Below are 18,117 nucleotides of genomic sequence, written 5' to 3' on the forward strand. Positions count from 1 at the left end.
AAAAATTAACTTAGGGGGAAAATAATGAACTTAGAGCAGTTCGAACAGCATATTAAAAAACTCTTTGATGAAGAGTTATTAGAAGAACTTGATGACGATTACGGTTTTACTAATAAGTCGAATAATTCGATTTCAACAATTGGATATTCTACAAATTTATCTATCGAAACAATTGAAAAAGCTGCGTCGAACAATGTGGATTTGATGGTTACTCATCACGATGCCTGGGATTTTATTTATGGATTAAGAAAGGAATGCCTAAAGAAATTACAAGAGCATAATATTAGTCACTTCTGGATACACGGTCCTTTAGACTTTAGTGAATTTGGCACCTGTACTTCTCTTATGAATGTTGTTGGTATAGATAAGATTATTAAATACTCGGTTTATGATAATGGGGATGTTCCTGGTATAGGAGAATTTAGCGAGCCTATTGATTTTAACTTTCTTGTTCAAAAAATGAGAGATGAGTTAGAGGAGCCAGTTAGAGCTTGGAGGAATAATGTTAAGAAAGTAAAGAAGGTTGGAGTGTTAACAGGTGCAGGGCATTCTTCAAACCATCTAAAAATAGCAGTTGAAGAAGGTTGTGATACCTATATAACAGGAGAAGCAACCTTGTACACTATTCAATATGCTCAATTTGTAGGGATTAATCTTTTAGTTGGCAGTCACACTTTTACAGAGATATTCGGTGTAGAAAGTCTAGCAAATAAACTCCAGAATTTAGATAAAGACATTAAACTTGTTAAGTTAAAGGAAGAGCACTTTGAGTTCAATCATAAATGATTTTTATTTTTTTCCGACTTTGTGAAGTATTGTACTTAAACAAACGGGGGCAATAACAGAAGATCAGCTATTTGATCACGCTATTGCGTTTCTTTCTTCAATTATTGGGCAGGTTAATTGAACAGGGGGACCCTTGTTCTTAGGGTTCTTTTTTAGTTATGAATTATTTGTGACAAGTATTAATATTTACAGGTAATTTCCAATTTTTATAGAAAAGGTATATATTAGAACTCATCAGATGAGGTGTTAATATTAATCAACCAAGCTTCTCTCAAAAAAAGAATTCATATTTATTACTATTTGGATTGGGAATATCAACCTTAGGAGATTTTATTTATCTTGTTGCCATCAATGTTTTAGTATTAAAACTAACGGGCTCTGCTGCCGCAGTAGCTGGATTATGGATTATAGGACCTATCGCTTCGATGTTAACGAAATTTTGGTCTGGGAGTATTATTGACCGTTTGAATATTCGACGAATAATGATTGGTACAGACATCATTCGTGCAATCTTAGTAGCTGTCATTCCTTTCTTCGGCTCTATTTGGCTTATATATGTATGTCTATTCTTTCTATCTGTTTCAAAAGCTTTCTTTGAACCAGCAGCACTTACTTATATTACGAATGTTGTTCCAGAGAAAGGACGAAAACAGTTTAACTCTTTCAGGAGTTTGATTACTTCTAGTGCCTTTTTAATTGGACCTGCTATTTCTGGAGCACTCCTACTTTTCACCTCTGTTAATATGTCAATATGGATTAATGCTTTTTCTTTTATTGTATCGGCTATAATGGTGTATTTACTACCAAATGTGAATACTGAAGTGGATGTAGGAGTACGCAAGATTAGTTTGGAAATATTGAAAAGTGATTGGAAAGAAGTATTTAAATTTAGTCAAAGCAATCTTTTCATAGTAAAAGTGTACTTCTTAGCTCAATTTTTTATGATAGTTGCACTTGGAATGGATGCTCAAGAGGTCGTATTTACTCAAAAGGTATTAAATTTATCTGAGACAGAATATGGACTTCTTATAAGTTTAACAGGGGTGGGTTCTGTTTTTGGAGCAACTATTGTTTCGATGGTGGCTAAAAAGTTATCAATAAGAGTCCTAATATCTTCTGGTTATTTTATGGTTTCAGTGGGCTATCTGGTCTATGCTTTTTCATTTTCATTTTGGTCAGTAGCCATTGGCTTTATGGTTTTAGGCTTTTTCAACTCATTTTCAGGCACTGGATTTATGACTTTTTACCAAAATAATGTACCAGTCAAAATGATGGGAAGGATTTCAAGCATATATGGTATTTTTCAAAGCTTTCTTCAGGTAATCTTCATATTATTGATTGGTTTTACAGGTGATATCATTCCAGTTAGGTACAGTATAATTGCTGCGTCTACTTTAATGCTTGTCATAAGTATTTGGCAAATAAGGTTGGTTCTTATGCCAAGCAAATCTGAGTATTTTGCGGAAGAAACTCAACTCAAAAGCACCTCTTAATACATTCTTTCTTTAACAATTATATCTTCCATTAAAGGGGGCGCTAATTGAAGATCGGTTCCTTTCGGTCGGAGAAATATATTTTAATAACCTTGTATAAATAACCTTCTAATGGGGCACACTTAAACCAAAGTTTACTTGTTTGGCAGCCTCGTAGGAGTTGATGAAATATGAGAATGTCTGAAGCTTGGGAGAAATATCAGTTAGATAAGAAAATCGAAGGGTATTCCCCATTAACATTAAAAGCTTACTGTTTCCAATACAGTCTATTGTTAAGACACTTTGGTGACATCAACATAAAAGACATCACAACGGAAAATCTGAAAAGTTACCTAATTCATTCTGGAGAACACTTAAAGCCAACAAGCCTGGGACATCGGGTTAGATGCATCAGATCTCTATTTAAATGGATCCATGATGAAGGCCACCTACATTACAATCCTGCTTCAAAATTAAAGGAGCCAAAGATAGGAAAAAGAATTCCTAAGTTTCTAACTGATATAGAAATTGAACACCTTAGAGAAGCTTGTCAAAGTTCATTAGAAAATGCGTTGTTTGAATTCTTCTATTCTACAGGTTGTCGAATTGGAGAAGTTGTAAAACTAAACCAAGATGATATCAACTTCACAGCTAACTCCGTGATTGTTCATGGAAAAGGTGACAAAGAGAGGGAAGTGTATTTTAATACTCGCTGTTCTTTATGGCTGAAACGATACCTGGATGAACGAGACGATCTGGATGATTGTCTATTCATCACAGAAAGGAAGCCCCAAAACAGGATGAGCATTGATATGGTGAGGTACATTATAAAAAGGATATCAAAACGAGCAGAATAAAGAAGAGCATTCATCCTCACCAATTAAGACATAGTTATGCCACACATTTAATTAATAACGGTGCTCCACTGGAAGTAATCCAAAGTCTTTTAGGACATGAGAAAAGTGAGACGACAAAGATCTATGCTCAGCTTAGTGGAAAGCTGCGCCAAGACTTTTATTGTAAATACTTTTAACTGAAAAGAGCCTTACGCCAATTGGTGTGAGGCTTTTATTTTGGTCTTAGACTAGTTAACGCAGGAAAGTATTGAGTATATTGTCATAATTTGAAATAATTGGTTTTATAGATAATCACAAATCAAATCCATATAGAATTAAGAAATTCATAGTTAGGAAGTAGCATCTTATTAAAGTAAAGGAATGATGTTTCTTGGCAAACTTAGATATAAAAGCAAGATCACCCTGGTCAGAACTGAAGGATATTAAATCTTTGGAAATTAAACCGTTAGGATCTAAAACCTTAAGAAAAGACCTAACGATCCCTGGAAGTAAAAGCTTTACTAATCGGGCTTAAATTCTTGGTGCAGTGGCAAATGGAACGACCCAATTATCAGGCATTCTAAAAAGTGATGATTCGTATTGGTGCATCAAGGCGTTAAATGAATTAGGTGTGAAGACAGATATGGTAGACGAATCAATATCCATTGAAGGATGTGGAGGGAATTGGAGTGATAATCTCAGCCTGTATATTGGAGCAGCTGGTACAATCGGCCGGTTCCTTCCAGGAGTATTAGCAGCCGATCCATCTTCAGAAAGCAGTTGGAATTTAGAAGCCAGTGAAAGGATGAGTCAGCGTCCGATTAAGCCTCTAATTGAGGCAATCATTACCTTCATGTAAACCGGGAGCTTGTTATCCATTTTGGGTGATTGAATCCCGGCCATAAAGTCGGAAGACATCATGTGCTCTTTTAGACAGAACTGACAGAACGATTTCAAGCTGGAAATACGTCTGCGCATCGTTCGGGGTTTGTTATGCTCCTGAAGCGTCTGTTGCTGGATAAACCGGCGAACGAGGGAGGGATTCAAATCACTCAAAACGGTGGATCGCTTATGATCCTGCAGGAAGCTCAAAAAAAGGGTTAAATCGCTTTCATAGCTGGTTAGGGTATTTTTGGAATAATTTTTCTCAACGTCGAGATACAGCAAAAATTCATCCAAAGCGTGTTGAAATTCCATGGAAAAGACCTCCAAATGATTATTATTTGGACGTACCAACAAATTCTATCCCGAACCAAAGAATTATCAGAACATACCAGATACTTATCAGGATGATCCAGAAAATTATCAGGAATCATTATGGAGAAGTCACTCAGCAAAAACTTCTCAATATCATTTATTATGGGAAGTATCTCATTTACCGAAATTTTTATTTCGTCTCAATGTAAAGCGTATACTAGCCTTTTGAGACCTTTTCGGTCATTCTGAGTTAACTTCCTATAATAAATATTATGTAAACTATAAAAGGAAGCTAAGTTCTACTTCTATACTCATCATTATCAGGCATTAACATCCTTCAGCTTCACACAATCAAAGTAATACACGCTTATTAATATGTTGTCTCTAACAAGTTAATTTGGTTCTAATAAAAAATGGCATAATAAAAGCTCAAAGTACGAAACTCTGAGCTTTTAATCCAACCTATCATTTTACAACGTTATTTTTTTCAACTTGCATCGGTTGCTCCTGGAACTGAAGTCCTCTTTCAATACTATTTATATCACACAATGGAATAAAACTAGTTGTACCTGGAACAAGTAGATCATCAATCTCAACAACACTATATTTCAAGCCTCTGAATCTTCCAATGAAAATCCCTGCTCCAGTCTCTCCGAATAGAGTAATACCAATTGTATCTCCACAACGAAAATGGTCTCTAATCGTCCTCTCCAATCCAATGACACAACAGTTGCACGAATCCACTTGTTGATGGCCACTATGATCATCATGCTTGTACTCATTAGATTTATTGCAAGTACAGTCATTATATTTACTATTCATATTCTACCTCCTTTCTAATCAAAGAATAATCTAGTATATGAAATCATTGCTAGAATGGTTTAGACTATCATTTCAAGCCTATTCTAAAATGTGCTTTCGCCACACCCAAACACCTGCTATTGACTTCTTCTTTATGCTTATCATTTAGTTTAATAGAATATGTCGGTTCAACCGCAAGTTTATACTGGATTATGTCACTTCATTAGATACATTCAAAATGCAGGTCATCTTTTTGATTTTCCCTTTATCAATTGTCTACCTAACTTCTTTCAATAGACATCCACATCTTTTTTCTCACCTTGTTTACCCGCTTAAAACCAATTATTTCAGAATCTATTCATTTACTAATCACATATCTCCAAAAAGAAAAAAACGCCTCGTTATCAAAACGAGACGTTTTTTTTCTTTCTATTTCACTGCACCGAAAACTGGGTTACTTTCGTCAAATTGCTTTAATGTCAATAGTTGTGATACCGTTACAAATTCATATCCTTGATCTTCCAATGCCGAAAGCAGTTCCGGCAATGCTTTGCCAGTGGAGGGATGGATATCATGAAGAAGAACAATGGAATTCGGTACAACTTCATGCTCTACGGTGGTAATCACATCTTGTTCGCTCAAACTTTGCCAATCCAAGGAATCCACTGACCAAAGAATCAGCGGTTCGTTCGCTGCTTGTGCTACTGACTCCACTTTATCATTATAAGCACCGTATGGAGGCCTTATCAGCAAATTCTCCTGACCAGTCGCTTTAGTGATAATCTTCTCTGACTCCTTAATTTGATGTTCGATCTGTTCTTGTCCAAGTTGAGATAAGTCTCGATGATGTAATGTATGATTGGCGATTTCATGGCCATCTTCAGACACTTTTTTCGCAAGATCCGGATAAAAGTCTACTTGGCTACCCAGCATAAAAAAGGTGGCTTTGGCGTAGTGCTCTTTCAATGTCTTGAGTATATCAGGGGTCACCTTAGGGCTAGGTCCGTCATCAAAGGTAAGGGCCACATATTTGCCATTTGGATCTAAAGGTTTAATTTCTCCATTTTCCTTCGTACTATTTGAACTCTGATGCTCCGTCGGTTCTCCCTGTATGTTAACTGAAAGCTGCGATTGCACTTCCTTCATAGGGATTTTCACTTCTATCCCCCCGGCAGCACCTGCTGCAACCTCATATTCATCAAAATACATGCGAAAGTAATTCGTATCAATCGACCATTTCCAATCATTCGGATCTTCTAACGCCTTTTCCAGATACTCTTCAAATACGTAGGGTGAGAGATTTTTATCATTTTTCAACTGGTCTTTAATCTTTCTTCGTAATAGATCAAGATTCTCCTCACCATCTACCATGTCATGAATCGTGAGTAACTTTTGGGAAGATGTATCAATATTGAAGATTTTCTTTTTCTCTCTTCCGTTTGCTCCCCCAGCAAATTGATAGCTTGTAAATTCTACACTATACAGATGTTTTTCCATCTGATGGGTATCGACCGTGATTGTTATATTTGCCCTGTGATCTCTATTCAGGATGGACTTATTCTCATGCATCTGATTCATAAACTGTTCTTTCTCTGAAGAAATCCAGTCTTTAATGGTTTTGTTGATTTGTTTATCTTCTGTAATGAGATAACTAATGGAAGAGGTATAGAGGTCCGTTTCCTTCGTCTTTGTTTCAAGCTCCAGACCTGGATATTTACTCCAATCCTTCCTTAGCACCTTTTCTATTGGTTCCGCATCTTTCGGTTGAGTCATACCGATAATTGTCGCACAAATTAATATTGCCGTTATAATTCCAGTGACTAGCCATGTTATTTTTTTACTCATCACGATAGGTCCTTTCTAAAGATCAAATACTAGCTGTTAATGACCTATTATATCATAATGCATTCTGACAATTACCATAGTAAAAAAACTCATAAACATAATTAAAAATGTTTGAATAGTAATGAAAAGAATCAAAATTTCGTTCATCATAAAATTTCCATCTCTTTTAATAACTAAATGGCATTCTCATCCTCATATTCGTCTTTTTCACCTTATCTGATCTAAACGCATAGTAATTCTGACTTCTGCCCAAACACATTTTGGACAAAGTTGCATAGTATAAAGTAAGTCGGGGATCACCCTTGACAATTTAAAGAAGTTAGGGGGATTTATAATGTGGTTCCCATTTTTCAATCAGTGTGATCAAAACAGAAGAGATGATTTTCCTTGTTGCCGTTTTTGGGACAACTTAATGTTCATCCACTGTTCATGCGATGATGACTATGACGTTTGCGACAAACCAAGAAGAGAATTCGAAGAACAAGAAGTGAAATGTTTTAAAATAAAGGACAAACATGAATGTAAATGTCATAAAAAAGATCACCACCGCGATTGCGGATGTAAAAAGCATGAACACCATTGTGGATGCCATAAAAAGAATCATCACCATAAATGTAATTGTCCTAAATGCAAACGCAATTTCTAAGTAAAAAACCTATACCACTGATAGTTTTATCTGATAAAGAGGTTATATACTCTCTATGAGCACGGGGCTCCCCGTGCTCAATTTTTTTCGTATAATTAAATATATTTTTAAGTTAACACTTTTTAAAATCTTTGTTTTTCTCGATTTTACGGGCATTTTCGCACCAACTTGCTTAATTTCGCCAAAAAGAACAAGTGTTCGATTCGTGGTATCTGTTTTGAAAATCGACTAAATTCATTAAAAGTGAAAAACTTTACTATACATTGTCAACGCTTCGATCTGCTCCAAGTCCGGCTCGTATCCAATACCTGGCGCTTCAGGTACAACTATATATCCATCTTTCATTTCCACCTCAGGTTGAATGATATCCCGCTTCCAGTAATGAGAAGATGGTGCCGTATCGCCAGGCAGGGTGAAATTCCCCAATGACGTGATGGCAATGTTGTGAGCCCTTCCTATCCCAGCTTCAAGCATCCCCCCGCACCACATAGGTATATTGTGCTCCACACATAAATCATGGATTTTCTTTGATTCCGTGAGACCTCCGACACGCCCGATTTTCAAATTAATGATCTTACAGCTTCCGAGTTCAATTGCTTTTCTCGCATCCTCGAAACTGTGAATACTCTCATCTAAACAGATTGGTGTTTTAAGTTGAGACTGCAGCTTTGCATGATCAATGATATCATCATGATCCAAAGGTTGTTCAATCATCAATAAATCGAATTCATCCAGAGCTTTGAGGATTTCGATGTCATTTAGAGAATAAGCGCAGTTTGCATCGGCCATGAGTGGAATTTTAGGGAATTCCTGTCGAATCGATCTGATGATCCCGGTATCCCATCCTGGTTGAATTTTCACCTTGATCCGCTTATAGCCTTCTTTCAAATAATCTTCAATTTGTTTTAACATAAGTGTCTCGGATTGCTGAATGCCTACACTTACTCCTACTTCGATTCTGTCTTTGGTCCCCCCTAGTGCTTTTGCTAACGGGAGGTTGTTTTCCTTTGCATATAGGTCCCAAACCGCACCTTCAATGGCCGCTTTGGCATTATTATTGCCTCTGATTTTCTTAAATTTGCCGGTCACCTCATCAGGATGTTGGACCGCTTCCTCCTTAAGAAGAGGAATCAAGTGGTCGCTCATCATATGCCAGTTGGTTTCCACCGTTTCTTCGTTATAGATCGGCTGGGTGATGGCGACCGACTCCCCCCATCCCGATATCCCTGATGCTGATTTCACTTCAACGAGAATAATCGTTTTATCTGTTTCCGTCCCTACACTCGTCGTAAAAGGGTGCAGTAAATCCATCTTGATCTGTCTAAGAATGATTCGTTTGATTTGCATAATGATGATTACCTTTCTCCATGAGGTATTGGTATTGCCCGTGGTGTTTTTTATCTTTTACAAGGTCTGTCACGATCCAGCCATGATTTAAGTAATGAGAAAAGACGTCTCTTGTTTTTTTTCTCCAATCGAGAGCAAGTGAAAGGTCTGCCCTTTTGATTTCCTGGAAATGACCCGGAACCGAAACGGAAATGTGATGATGTCTGAGGGTTAAATCTACCTTTTCAACAAGCCAACCATGTTCACATTCTTTTAAATCAACAGCAGAATGAAGATTATTCCCTAACACATTATTACTCTTCGATTGACGTACCCACCATTCTACAAGAAATCGATCCGTAGCTATCCCTGCATTCAATTGATCGGACATTTCTCCATAAATATTGGGGATATACGTACGTACAACCGCTCCAAGTTTATGTAAGTTCAGGTTACCGTTCACGGTTTCCAACGGATCATACGTCCAGGTGATGACATCATACCCCATCTCGCCTGCCGTTTTTCTTTGTGCTCTTTTCAGTATTTCTCCAATCCCAAATTTCCTGAAATCGGGATGGATTCCTAAACTATGGGATACAAGATACACCTTCTTTCCATCAAAACCGGGAAAACTATATTGAAAGCCGATAAGCTTCTCCTGATAATAGGCTCCAAGAATGAATCCGCCGTTCTTCACCACAGCTACACTCTGATTAACCGGTACAGAATCTTCAAAACTCCACACAAGTGACTCCAATCTTCTGACAGCCTCTAAATCCTCTACAGAGTGCAGCGTCCGGATCTTCAATGATGTTTGTATGTCATGTTTCACGATCTTTCCTCCTCATTACCAGTTGTGTCGATCCGCTACTAATAACATCTCAATTAATATCTTTGTTCCATAAACCAGAGATTCTTGATTAAATTCCATGGAAGGATGATGCAATCCTGGTGAGAGTCCACATCCAAGCCCGATCATAGTCGAAGATAAACCAGGATTATTGATCGAATAAAAATGAAAGTCTTCTGCTCCAGGAGAAATACATTCTAATACCGCATTTTTTTCTCCAAGAACCGAACGAATTGCTTCACGAGCTAGCTCGATTGCCTGTGGGTCCTTTACAGCAGCTGGCAGATATTCTTCCACCTGATAGGTGATGTCGGTATCCGTCTCCTGTTGTATACCTGAAATCAGCTGTTCTGCTTTTTCCAATAATGCTGTCATGGTGTCATTCGATTCAGCTCTTAAATCGAAGGTGAAATGTGCCTTTTCCGGAATGGAGTTGGATGCTTCACCTCCGTGCAGCTCCGTGATCTTAATGGAATAATGATTGTTGACATTCAACCTGATCCGTTTGACCGCCTGAATCAATAAAGAGGCTGCCTCCAGGGGGTTATTCCCGTGTTCCGGCCTTGCTGCATGTGCAGGTATTCCTTTAATCGTTCCCTTTAGCGCTGCAGTAGAGCTGTGAACGATAACAGGAGCAGCCATTTCATAAGGGACCTCCATTTCAGGTCGAAGATGGATCCCCCCTAGAAACTTGACATCATCTAAAACATTCTCTTCTATCATTTTCAGTGCCCCCGCTGCCTTTTCTTCAGCGGGTTGAAAGATAAAGCGAACCGTATGATTCAGTGTTTTTTCCGCCAATGCAAGAGCTGTATACAAAACCATTGTACTATGGGCATCATGACCACAAGAATGATTTGGTTTAACCACTCCATCCACTTCTTGAAGCAATGCATCCATATCGGCACGAAGAGCAATTACCTCTGACTGCTCACCCTTTAATTCTGCAATAAATCCGTAATGCCCTTCGTATGTTTTAACAGAAAAACCAGCCTCTGAAAGTTTAGTTATTAAATAGCTGGATGTCTTTTCTTCCATCCAGCTCGGTTCAGCCAGCTGATGCAGCTCCTGATAGGTTTTTAGAATCTCATCATGATGTTCATCTACAAATTTCATTGTGTTTCTTCCTCCTATCAAAAAATCATATGTGCAATCACTACGACAATAGGTAGAGTAATGCATGTCCGGATTAGAAAGATCAAAATCAAATCTACGATACTGACAGGCAGCTTCGAACCGAGAAGCAATCCTCCCATTTCAGACATATAGATTAATTGTGTAACAGATACACATGCAATGACAAAACGGGTAAGTTCACTTTCAATTCCACTACCGATGACAGCCGGAAGAAACATATCGGCGAACCCGACGACCATGGTCTGGGCAGCTTCACTTGCTTCAGGAACCTGCATGACAGTAAGGATAGGTTCGAAAGGTTTCCCAAGATAGGTGAAAAAAGGTGTATACTCTGCAATGACCAATGCTACTGTCCCTATCGCCATAACGATCGGTAAGACACCAAGCCACATATCCATTACGTTCTGAACTCCTTCTTTCACGACAGAAACAGGTCCATTATTCTTTTTAGCCTTCGTTACAGCTTGATGAAAGCCCCATTTAACAACGGAGAAATCGGATGGAATCCCTGTTTCGTTCTTTAACTTAGTTCTTTCATAACCCGTATTCGGTTTTCTTGATAATGGTGGTATACGTGGCATGATCAGTGCCGCTACAAGCCCGGCAAAGATAATCGTTGCGTAATAGTGAAGGAAATATTGCTCTAAGTTCAAGTAAGAAATGACCACAATCGTAAACGTAATGGAAACAACCGAAAAAGTAGTGGCTATCACCGCCGCTTCACGCTTGGTGTAGTACCCTTCTTCATATTGCTTGGTCGTCAGAAGAACACCTATCGTGCCGTCTCCCACCCATGATGCCAGGCAGTCGAGTGAAGAACGGCCAGGTAATGTAAAAACTGGTCTCATCACTTTCAGCAATAAGGCACCAAAGAACTCTAATAATCCAAAATTAAGAAGGAGCGGTAGCAGTAAACCAGCCAGAAGAAAAGTAGAAAATAGAATAGGAATCAGATCATAGATTAAGAGCCCACCTGTATTTTCTGAGAAAACCATCCCAGGTCCTAATTGATAAATCGTCATCACAGCAAACAGCGTGCCAAGAACACGTGCAACAAGCCAAAAAGGACGAATGATTAAAAGAGTGCTCAAATAGCGACTATTTGTAATAAAAGCTGGTTTGATCGTTATCGCTATTAGTGACCCTATGACAGAGAGCGCCATAATCAGAACTGTCATTGCAGGGATAACTTCACCTAAATACCCATTAATTTGTCCCGCAAAATAAGCGACGGGAATCGTGATGCCATCTTCTGTTGTAATCGGTACAATAAATAATAGGATTCCAATCAATGATGGAATCAGGAATTTCCATATGTCACTGGTAGTAAATGCTTTCGCTTCTATTTTTTCATTCGTTTGTGATACCCCATTCATACACTCTCCACCCCTCTGTTTTATTCAATAAATAACCCCTGATTTGTATATAATTGCTCTAGCTTCCTTTGCCGAATACTTATGTTGTCTTGATCTCGATGTTGAAGACCTATTAAAATGATTTCAACTAAACTAACGACAGATGCAATTGAATGATGTCCTGAATTCATCCCTTCTTCGGTTGTGAGTGTAAGGTCAGAAATCTGTCCGATGGGTGATAATTGTCTATTGGTGATCGCAATGACATAAGAACCTCGTTTTTTTGCCTCCTTCACAAGCTCAATGGATTCTGTGCGGAACCGGGGAAACGAAAACATAACCACAGTGGAACGTTGATCCAAATCACATATATCTTCAGGGGGAAATCCTGCTGGACTAGAGAGGAATACGTTTGCCCTGTATTGTTTCAACGTATAATGCATCCAATAAGCCGCTCCATAAGAACTCCCAAATCCACCAATATAAACTCGCTCTGATTGTATTAAACGATCAATGGTTTTCCAAATTTCTTTCACGTCTAATTGACTCATTAGCTGCTCCAGGACGGATTTTTCTTTCTCAATGACCTTACTGAATACACTCTCCTCATCACCATCTGTTGAGGATGAAGGAATTGATTCATTTCCATTAACCTTCTTCTTCTCTAACCAATCCCTTCGCACCACTTCCTGCATTTCAGAATATCCTTTAAAGCCTAGGGCATAGCCTAATCGGATCACAGTTGTTTCACTTACACCAACTTTCCTCCCCATCTGAAAAGCCGTGAGTATCGCTGCTTCACCTTGATGTTTAAGAATCAACTCAGCCACTTTTTTTTGTCCGGCAGATAAGGAAGAATAGTTTTCTTTAATGATTCGTGCAATTGATTTTTGAACCATGACTACTCCTTTCTGTACACTGAAGGAAATCCTTCGTTTTTTATAGTATAGTGCATTATATACTTCATATTCAATGAGAAATTTTATAATTCTGATATTTACAAGTGGAAAGAATACAGTCGAAGCGAACTGCTTTCTTTTAAAAAGATTTCACAACCTAAAAATCGCGCCCGATATAAAATATCAGACGCCATTTTATGGAAAACCCTTGAATGATCTCTTGTCTTTTAAACCTAGTTACTTAAGCATTCCCTGAATGACATATACATCGAGTCCGTTTGCATCTTTACCAACAGCACTACTGACTGAAGGCATGGAAAGGAACAATATAAGAGCCAGAACAAAAGTACCAAACCCCTTAATGATTTTATCCCCCAGGCAGCTTTTTTTCTTTGTAAGATCTTTTGGCTAAAAACTTTTTCATTTCAGTACACCATCCTTATGTTGAGAGTTATAGTTACAGATCTTGCTATCCCCAAAACATCTCGTCTCATGACGCGAATTGCGAACATTTTTTCAAAATATTTCTACCCGACGTGTATGTATTTTTGATAAAAATAATACTAGCATTTATGAAATGAAATTTAAGATAAATTCCCCATCACCAATTCTTAAAAAAGGATGTGAACAGAAAAAAAACAAAAAAACATTTGAAAAGTTCAAATGTTTTTTTGTCCGATACTTTCCACATAATATATTTTGATCATTCTTATCCTTGCAAACCGGATTGAAAGACAGTTGGACAATCAGTACGGGTAGGCTGATAAAAGCAATGACTTTTAAATCGGCCTGAATTTGCTTGATTATACCATTTACTTGGACAATTACCCGATGGCTTAAAAAACCACATGCTAAAACTTGCAGGATGTATACGTCGACCGTTTATTACTTTTCTGGCCATGTCGAGTTCGTTACTTCTTGCCCTTTGATAAAAGTATCCTTTTTGCGTGGCTTCGAATCCCCCAGGGCTTTGGTAAACCATTTGTTTAATGCTTCTGATATTCTTAAAATCCAAACAATCACCTAATACCCGATTTACACCTACATTCCCGACCATCATCATCCCTTGATTCCCTTCACCTTCAGCTTCTGCTCTCATTAACCTGGCAAGTAGTTTAACTTCCTCTTCATTATGCTTTATTAACGGCACTATATCACCCTCCCCCATATCCTCATATCAAATATATGGGCAGTCGGACTGTCCTATACTCGGTGCCCGATTGACATCATCAGAAAATGTAAAAAAGGTCCCGCTAAAGGACCTTCGCTTTATCGTGTATTTTCTTTCCGGACATGATTATCTCTAAGTAAAAACTTTTGAATCTTACCACTTGCATTCCGAGGAAGTTCTTCTACGAAAATATATTCACGGGGCCGCTTATAATCCGCCAACAAATCACCATTTTTCAAAAAGAGATCGAGATCTTGCGAAGACAATGAAGGATTTTTGGAAACCACAACGGCAATCACCTGTTCTCCCCATTTTTCATGAGGCTGGCCGAGGACGGCTACATCTACAACATCTTCATGGGCGTGCAGTGCATCTTCGACCTCACGGGGATACACATTTTCTCCACCCGATATCACCATATCATCCACCCGATCAGCAACGTATAGATACCCATCTTCATCCATATAACCCAGATCACTGGAATGGTACCAGCCTTTATATAATGCTCTTTCCGTCGCTTCCTTACGGTTGAAATATTCAAGCATGGTACAGGAACCGCGAACAATGATTTCCCCGACTTCACCAGGCTTGCATAGATTATCCGGTTCGGAAGGCCCGTTTTCATTCGGTTTGACTACCCGTATTTCATGGTTATAGGCGGCCCTTCCTGCCGAGCCTGTCTTGGTTAGCTGCTCATCTTGAAGAAGGAAGGTAACCGCTGGACCCATCTCAGTCTGACCATAGGCTTGTATCAAGTCAATCTTCATTTTCTCATGGAGTGTCCTCACAAGAACCGGGGCCATTGGGGCCGCCCCGTAAAGACCGATCCGTAAAGAAGAAGTATCAAAATCATCTACCCCGTGTTGCAGAAGCATGTTCCACATCGTTGGTGCAGCGAAAAAGGAACTGACCTTTTCCCGTTCAATCACTTCTAATACGGTTTGCGGTTGAAACTGATGAACGATAATATTCTTCGCACCTGCTTGAACACGAGGAAGGAAACAACAATGAAGCTCGGCACAATGAAACATAGGTGCTGTAACAAGTCCGATGTCATTTGGTGTCAAACCCATAACAGACGTACAAATCAAGCTTTGCTCAGCCATATCCCTATGCCTGTGCAGCACACCCTTTGGCCTCCCGGTAGTCCCGCTCGTGTACATAATCGCATATGGGTCCGTTTCTTCTACAGGGATGTTTATTAAGAAATTCGAACATGGATTCACAACATCTTTATACCTATAAGAAAAGGTAGGGGCATCTTCTCCAACATACCAAAAAAGGGTATGTGGAAAGTCTTGTGAAATCTGCTGAATCGGAAGGGTGAGGGCTTCTTCAAATATCAATACCTTTGGTTTGGCATCTTCTAAAATGTAGTGTATTTCTTGGGCCTTCAACCGAAAATTAATTGGGTTGATCACCGCACCGATCTTTCCACACGCAAAGTACAAAGTTGCTAACTCCAGTGTATTAAACAGATAAGTCGAAACCCGATCTCCCTTTTTCACACCTGCCTTTAGCAACGCATTGGCTGCACGATGAACTTCATCCTGCCACTGTGCAAAAGTTAACCGAGTACCTGTTTTCTCTTCTACAATCGCCTCCTTATTCCGAAATTTTTCTACCGTTTGATCAAAAATGGATCCTGTCGTTGCGTACATATTTCTCCCCCTTTAATTTAAGGTATATCCCAATATGGCTACATTCCTTAATCAATTATGTTCGAGACCGTTATCGATATACCCTTCTTTAAAATCTGATAATTCTGAAATGTATTCATAAAGAAAAACGTCACATTCTTAATAGTGAGAAGGTGACGTTTTTCTACTACGATATCTACAATGATTACGATGCTTTCTGCTCATTCAACACAACATTGAGCTTGCGTTTAGAAAACACGTTAAAAAACAGATTCAGTCCAATGGCGGTTATACTTCCAGCAACAATCCCGTTATCCGTCAAGATTCGGATGCTGGATGGCATTTGTGCAAATAATTCCGGAACAGCGGTTACACCTAATCCCATTCCTACTGAACAAGCAATGATCAATAGATTTTCCTGAGATGCAAAATTCACATGGCTAAGCATCTTAATCCCATACGCTACGACCATCCCGAACATGGCCACCATCGCCCCGCCCAATACTGAAGCAGGAATCACTGTCGTTAAAGCACCAATCTTAGGTACCAATCCAAGGATCACGAGAAAAGCTCCTGTTGCATAAATCACACTGTTGCGCTTCACGCCTGAAAGCTGGACCAAGCCTACGTTTTGGGAATATGCGGTATAGGGGAATGCGTTGAACAACCCACCAAAAACTATGGCTAATCCTTCAGCACGATATCCTTTCGATAAATCTTCTTCTGAAACCTTCTTATCGCTAATATCAGCCAGAGCAAAATAAACTCCTGTAGATTCTACTAAACTCACCATTGCTACTAGTATCATAGTTAGGATTGCCGTTATTTCAAACGTCGGCATTCCAAAGTAGAAAGGTTTTGCCATATGAAACCAGGAGGCATCCCCAACCGCACTAAAATCTACTTTGCCTAGTACAAATGCAACGGCTGTACCTGCCATCAATCCCAGTAAAATGGAAACAGAGCGGACAAAACCGGTAAAGAATTTATAAAGGATTAATATAAAGGACAACGTTCCAAAAGCAAGAGACAAATTTTCCAATGAACCGAAATCAGCACTCCCTTGTCCCCCTGCCATATTGTTCATGGCTACTGGTATCAAGGTAATCCCTATGATCGTTACTACAGAGCCAGTCACAACAGGAGGGAAGAAACGAACCAGTTTTCCAAAGTACTTACTGATTACAATAACGAATAAACCTGAAACCAGTATCGAACCGTAGATCGCCGAAATTCCATACTGCCCGCCAATCGCAATCATGGGCCCTACTGCCGTAAACGTACATCCGAGTACGACTGGAAGTCCTATCCCAAAGAAACGATTCTTCCATACTTGCAATAAGGTGGCGATCCCGCACATGAAGATATCAATGGATACCAGATAAGTGAGCTCTTCTCCCGTTAACCCTAATGCTCCTCCTACGATCAGTGGAACGATGACCGCTCCGGCATACATCGCGAGAACGTGCTGAATCCCGAGTGACGCCAGTTTAATAGGCTGATTTTTCATTATACCCGCGCCTCCTCTTGCTTAAATGTCACTTTGCCATTTTCGAGGGATTGGATTTCCGCTAATGATTCAACTCTGTATCCTGTTTCACGAACGAGCTTTCCTCCGTCTTGGAAGGACTTTTCTATGACGATCCCGATGCCGGCAACGTGGGCGCCTGCTTGCTTAACTAAATTGATTAATCCAAGGGCAGCTTGTCCATTTGCTAAAAAGTCGTCCACCAATAGGACACGGTCATTTTCTCCTATGTATTTACTGGAAATCGAGATTGTGTTCTCTTCCTGCTTCGTGTAGGAGTAAACCGTTGATGTAAGAACACCTTCTGAAAGGGTTAATGATTTACGCTTTCGTGCAAATACAAGTGGAACATTCAATTGAAGAGCAGCCATCACGCCAGGAGCAATCCCGGACGACTCAATGGTTAACACCTTCGTAATTCCCTGATCTTTAAAACGGCGTGCAAATTCTTTCCCGATCTCAATCATCAATTCAGGGTCCACTTGATGATTCAGGAATGAATCTACCTTTAATACAGTATCTGAAAGGACGACACCTTCATCTTCAATTTTGTTTTTTAATACATTCATAATCAAAACGCTCCTTTACTGTAATAGAACCTGGAAGTCTACAAAAAAACCCAAAGGCT

Annotated in this window: 15 protein-coding genes and 1 pseudogene; 4 read left to right on the forward strand and 12 right to left on the reverse strand. The window is 39.1% G+C overall.

The genetic code is table 11. The features are described 5' to 3' along the window. The first annotated feature begins 24 nt into the window (after nucleotides 1–24). From ACOSV2_RS05550 to ACOSV2_RS05565, 4 genes and pseudogenes are all read left to right on the forward strand, one after another. The gene (locus ACOSV2_RS05550) at nucleotides 25–786 is read left to right on the forward strand and encodes a Nif3-like dinuclear metal center hexameric protein (RefSeq protein WP_428974255.1); all 762 of its coding nucleotides are present in this window, start codon (nucleotides 25–27) and stop codon (nucleotides 784–786) included. 305 nt (nucleotides 787–1,091) lie between these two features. After that, nucleotides 1,092–2,279, forward strand: a complete 1,188-nt coding sequence (locus ACOSV2_RS05555) for an MFS transporter (protein WP_428974291.1) — start codon at nucleotides 1,092–1,094, stop codon at nucleotides 2,277–2,279. Nucleotides 2,280–2,449: 170 nt separating this feature from the next. Continuing rightward, nucleotides 2,450–3,291, forward strand: a pseudogene (locus ACOSV2_RS05560) (tyrosine-type recombinase/integrase). A 350-nt stretch (nucleotides 3,292–3,641) separates the two neighbouring features. Further along, nucleotides 3,642–3,953 carry a hypothetical protein gene (locus ACOSV2_RS05565; protein ID WP_428974292.1) on the forward strand — a complete coding sequence of 104 codons (312 nt, stop codon included), beginning with the start codon at nucleotides 3,642–3,644 and terminating at the stop codon, nucleotides 3,951–3,953. Here the strand turns inward: ACOSV2_RS05565 and ACOSV2_RS05570 are convergent. From ACOSV2_RS05570 to ACOSV2_RS05625, 12 genes are all read right to left on the reverse strand, one after another. Continuing rightward, nucleotides 3,905–4,291, reverse strand: a complete 387-nt coding sequence (locus ACOSV2_RS05570) for a site-specific integrase (RefSeq protein ID WP_428974293.1) — start codon at nucleotides 4,289–4,291, stop codon at nucleotides 3,905–3,907. The genes ACOSV2_RS05565 and ACOSV2_RS05570 overlap by 49 nt on opposite strands. Before the next feature lie 465 nt (nucleotides 4,292–4,756). Beyond that, on the reverse strand, nucleotides 4,757–5,113 hold the full coding sequence (locus ACOSV2_RS05575; RefSeq protein WP_428974294.1) for a hypothetical protein: 357 nt from the start codon (nucleotides 5,111–5,113) through the stop codon (nucleotides 4,757–4,759). A 408-nt stretch (nucleotides 5,114–5,521) separates the two neighbouring features. Further along, nucleotides 5,522–6,937, reverse strand: a complete 1,416-nt coding sequence (locus ACOSV2_RS05580; RefSeq protein ID WP_428974295.1) for a polysaccharide deacetylase family protein — start codon at nucleotides 6,935–6,937, stop codon at nucleotides 5,522–5,524. Between the two features lie 883 nt (nucleotides 6,938–7,820). Further along, on the reverse strand, nucleotides 7,821–8,930 hold the full coding sequence (menC, locus tag ACOSV2_RS05585; protein ID WP_428974296.1) for an o-succinylbenzoate synthase: 1,110 nt from the start codon (nucleotides 8,928–8,930) through the stop codon (nucleotides 7,821–7,823). Next, entirely contained in the window at nucleotides 8,905–9,741 is an 837-nt protein-coding gene (locus ACOSV2_RS05590) for a GNAT family N-acetyltransferase (RefSeq protein ID WP_428974297.1), read from the reverse strand. The genes menC and ACOSV2_RS05590 overlap by 26 nt, the downstream gene beginning before the upstream one ends. 15 nt (nucleotides 9,742–9,756) lie before the next feature. Further along, complete coding sequence (locus ACOSV2_RS05595; protein WP_428974298.1) at nucleotides 9,757–10,875, reverse strand: amidohydrolase; 1,119 nt, start codon at nucleotides 10,873–10,875, stop codon at nucleotides 9,757–9,759. A 17-nt stretch (nucleotides 10,876–10,892) separates the two neighbouring features. Next, a complete protein-coding gene (locus tag ACOSV2_RS05600) occupies nucleotides 10,893–12,272 on the reverse strand; it encodes a YjiH family protein (RefSeq protein ID WP_428974299.1) in 1,380 nt (459 codons plus the stop codon). 20 nt (nucleotides 12,273–12,292) lie between these two features. Then, complete coding sequence (locus tag ACOSV2_RS05605; protein WP_428974300.1) at nucleotides 12,293–13,150, reverse strand: MurR/RpiR family transcriptional regulator; 858 nt, start codon at nucleotides 13,148–13,150, stop codon at nucleotides 12,293–12,295. Between the two features lie 709 nt (nucleotides 13,151–13,859). Continuing rightward, nucleotides 13,860–14,249, reverse strand: a complete 390-nt coding sequence (locus tag ACOSV2_RS05610) for a cell wall hydrolase (protein ID WP_428975068.1) — start codon at nucleotides 14,247–14,249, stop codon at nucleotides 13,860–13,862. 170 nt (nucleotides 14,250–14,419) lie between these two features. Next, the gene (locus tag ACOSV2_RS05615) at nucleotides 14,420–15,982 is read right to left on the reverse strand and encodes a fatty acid--CoA ligase (RefSeq protein WP_428974301.1); all 1,563 of its coding nucleotides are present in this window, start codon (nucleotides 15,980–15,982) and stop codon (nucleotides 14,420–14,422) included. A gap of 184 nt (nucleotides 15,983–16,166) precedes the next feature. Next, complete coding sequence (locus ACOSV2_RS05620; protein WP_428974302.1) at nucleotides 16,167–17,471, reverse strand: nucleobase:cation symporter-2 family protein; 1,305 nt, start codon at nucleotides 17,469–17,471, stop codon at nucleotides 16,167–16,169. Further along, nucleotides 17,471–18,058 carry a xanthine phosphoribosyltransferase gene (locus ACOSV2_RS05625; protein ID WP_428974303.1) on the reverse strand — a complete coding sequence of 196 codons (588 nt, stop codon included), beginning with the start codon at nucleotides 18,056–18,058 and terminating at the stop codon, nucleotides 17,471–17,473. Before ACOSV2_RS05625 ends, ACOSV2_RS05620 begins: the two co-directional genes overlap by 1 nt. Nucleotides 18,059–18,117 lie beyond the last annotated feature (59 nt).

It is taken from the genome of Rossellomorea sp. DUT-2, assembly GCF_052665285.1.

Bases quoted from the DNA above. Each gene is read 5' to 3' on its own strand.
- ACOSV2_RS05550 (WP_428974255.1), top strand. From the start codon at position 25: ATGAACTTAGAGCAGTTCGAACAGCATATTAAAAAACTCTTTGATGAA.
- ACOSV2_RS05570 (WP_428974293.1), bottom strand. From the start codon at position 4,291: ATGGAATTTCAACACGCTTTGGATGAATTTTTGCTGTATCTCGACGTT.
- ACOSV2_RS05575 (WP_428974294.1), bottom strand. From the start codon at position 5,113: ATGAATAGTAAATATAATGACTGTACTTGCAATAAATCTAATGAGTAC.
- ACOSV2_RS05580 (WP_428974295.1), bottom strand. From the start codon at position 6,937: ATGAGTAAAAAAATAACATGGCTAGTCACTGGAATTATAACGGCAATA.
- menC (WP_428974296.1), bottom strand. From the start codon at position 8,930: ATGCAAATCAAACGAATCATTCTTAGACAGATCAAGATGGATTTACTG.
- ACOSV2_RS05595 (WP_428974298.1), bottom strand. From the start codon at position 10,875: ATGAAATTTGTAGATGAACATCATGATGAGATTCTAAAAACCTATCAG.
- ACOSV2_RS05600 (WP_428974299.1), bottom strand. From the start codon at position 12,272: ATGAATGGGGTATCACAAACGAATGAAAAAATAGAAGCGAAAGCATTT.
- ACOSV2_RS05605 (WP_428974300.1), bottom strand. From the start codon at position 13,150: ATGGTTCAAAAATCAATTGCACGAATCATTAAAGAAAACTATTCTTCC.
- ACOSV2_RS05610 (WP_428975068.1), bottom strand. From the start codon at position 14,249: ATGAGAGCAGAAGCTGAAGGTGAAGGGAATCAAGGGATGATGATGGTC.
- ACOSV2_RS05615 (WP_428974301.1), bottom strand. From the start codon at position 15,982: ATGTACGCAACGACAGGATCCATTTTTGATCAAACGGTAGAAAAATTT.
- ACOSV2_RS05620 (WP_428974302.1), bottom strand. From the start codon at position 17,471: ATGAAAAATCAGCCTATTAAACTGGCGTCACTCGGGATTCAGCACGTT.
- ACOSV2_RS05625 (WP_428974303.1), bottom strand. From the start codon at position 18,058: ATGAATGTATTAAAAAACAAAATTGAAGATGAAGGTGTCGTCCTTTCA.